This is a genomic window from Thioclava indica, from assembly GCF_000714545.1.
Taxonomy (GTDB): domain Bacteria; phylum Pseudomonadota; class Alphaproteobacteria; order Rhodobacterales; family Rhodobacteraceae; genus Thioclava; species Thioclava indica.
In genome coordinates, this window is sequence record NZ_AUNB01000099.1 from 1 (window position 1) to 1,005 (window position 1,005).

A 1,005-nucleotide genomic window follows, 5' to 3' on the forward strand; every position below is an offset into this window, starting at 1 on the left:
GTGTTCAGTCCCGGCATCTGGTGGATCGGATTTATGATGAATCGATCTGGCTCTGAAGTCCAGATTTTGCAGATGTATTCGTAGGGTGTGAGGCCGTTCAGGGTCTTTAGCCTGCGTGCGAAGTTGTAGGCCGCCATGAAGTCGGCGAGGTGCGTGCGCAGCTGATCATGGCTGTCGTAATGGTATCGTTTCACCGTCGCCTCCTTGATCGTTCGGTTCATCCGCTCGACCTGGCCATTGGTCCAAGGATGGTTTGGCTTGGTCAGCCGGTGCTCGATCCCATTTGCTTCGCAGATCATGTCGAAGCGCATTTGCCGTGAGTATGCTGTGTTACGGTTGCGGGGCTGCTCAGCGAATTGGATGCCGTTATCAGTCAGGATCGTGTGGATGCGATAGGGGACTGACTTAAGCAGGCGCTCGAGAAACTCCCACGCTGTCTTGCGATCCGCCTTATCCACGAGGTGCGTGACTGCAAATTTGCTGGTCCGGTCAATGCCCACAAAGAGATAGAGCTTGCCCTCCACCGTCTGAACTTCCGCGATATCGATATGAAAGAAGCCGATCGGGTAACGCTTGAACTTCTGGCGCTTAGGCTTGTCGCCCTCGACATCCGGCAAGCGAGAGATCCCGTGCCGCTGAAGGCAACGATGCAATGCCGACCGGGTCAGATGCGGAAGCGATGGCTGCAGAGCATAGAGGCAATCATCCAGCGGCAGCAGAGTGTGCCGCCGGAATGCAACGATCATTGCCTCCTCAGCTTCAGTGAGAACGGTAGAGCGCGGCTCCTTTGGCCCGGTCTTCAAGTCCTCGACTGTCGCACGCTTACGCCACTTAGCAACGGTCTTGGGGTTGATACCCAACTCCTTGCTTAGCTGCGCGAGCGAAGCTTGCGATCGCTGTATTGCAGCTCTGACGGCGTGCGTTGTCGTGGCGCTCCCGTGACGAACTTGTCCCATAATGCTTCCTTCCAAACCTGAGAAAGGATCGCACCATCAAACCGTGGGA

1 protein-coding gene is annotated in these 1,005 nt (G+C 56.1%); it reads right to left on the reverse strand.

Annotated features, from left to right (window positions below):
* On the reverse strand, positions 1 to 956 hold a 956-nt coding region (locus DT23_RS18255), incomplete at its 3' end, for an IS481 family transposase (RefSeq protein ID WP_038133737.1).
* Between the last annotated feature and the right edge of the window lie 49 nt (positions 957 to 1,005).